General features: G+C 52.5%; 1 rRNA gene (cut by a window edge). It reads left to right on the forward strand.

Annotated features, from left to right (window positions below):
* Positions 1–1,367: ribosomal RNA gene (locus EGC76_RS11785) — 23S ribosomal RNA — on the forward strand; it begins 1,595 nt to the left of the window's first position.
* The last annotated feature ends 68 nt before the right edge of the window (positions 1,368–1,435 follow it).

Below are 1,435 nucleotides of genomic sequence, written 5' to 3' on the forward strand. Positions count from 1 at the left end.
TACGGGTGCGAAGTTGTTGATGCCATGCTTCCAGGAAAAGCCTCTAAGCTTCAGGTACATGTTGACCGTACCCGAAACCGACACAGGTGGTCAGGTAGAGAATACTAAGGCGCTTGAGAGAACTCGGGTGAAGGAACTAGGCAAAATAGTACCGTAACTTCGGGAGAAGGTACGCCAGAGCTAGTGAACCCCTTGCGGGGGGAGCTGGAGCTGGCCGCAGTGACCAGGTGGCTGGGACTGTTTATTAAAAACACAGCACTCTGCAAAATCGAAAGATGACGTATAGGGTGTGACACCTGCCCGGTGCCGGAAGGTTAATTGATGGGGTTAGCGTAAGCGAAGCTCTTGATCGAAGCCCCGGTAAACGGCGGCCGTAACTATAACGGTCCTAAGGTAGCGAAATTCCTTGTCGGGTAAGTTCCGACCTGCACGAATGGTGTAACCATGGCCACGCTGTCTCCACCCGAGACTCAGTGAAATTGAAATCGCCGTGAAGATGCGGTGTACCCGCGGCTAGACGGAAAGACCCCGTGAACCTTTACTACAGCTTGGCACTGAACATTGAACCTCCATGTGTAGGATAGGTGGGAGGCTATGAAGCGTTGGCGCTAGTTGACGTGGAGCCATCCTTGAAATACCACCCTTGTATGTTTGATGTTCTAACTTAGGTCCGTTATCCGGATCGAGGACAGTGCCTGGTGGGTAGTTTGACTGGGGCGGTCTCCTCCCAAAGAGTAACGGAGGAGCACGAAGGTTGGCTAAGTACGGTCGGACATCGTACGGTTAGTGTAATGGCACAAGCCAGCTTAACTGCGAGACAGACACGTCGAGCAGGTGCGAAAGCAGGTCATAGTGATCCGGTGGTTCTGAATGGAAGGGCCATCGCTCAACGGATAAAAGGTACTCCGGGGATAACAGGCTGATACCGCCCAAGAGTTCATATCGACGGCGGTGTTTGGCACCTCGATGTCGGCTCATCACATCCTGGGGCTGTAGTCGGTCCCAAGGGTATGGCTGTTCGCCATTTAAAGTGGTACGCGAGCTGGGTTTAGAACGTCGTGAGACAGTTCGGTCCCTATCTGCCGTGGGCGTTTGAGAGTTGAGAGGGGTTGCTCCTAGTACGAGAGGACCGGAGTGAACGAACCGCTGGTGTTCGGGTTGTCATGCCAATGGCACTGCCCGGTAGCTACGTTCGGAATCGATAACCGCTGAAAGCATCTAAGCGGGAAGCGAGCCTCAAGATAAGCTCTCACTGACATGTAATTGTCCTAAAGGGCTGTTGGAGACTACAACGTTGATAGGCGGGGTGTGGAAGCGTAGTAATGCGTTGAGCTAACCCGTACTAATTGCCCGTGAGGCTTAACCATACAACACCGAAGGTGTTTAGGGCTGTAAGCCGAATACAAGTTCGAATGACTTTATCAAATAACGACTC

Source organism: Pseudidiomarina gelatinasegens (assembly GCF_004025325.1).
GTDB classification, from domain to species: Bacteria; Pseudomonadota; Gammaproteobacteria; order Enterobacterales; family Alteromonadaceae; genus Pseudidiomarina; species Pseudidiomarina gelatinasegens.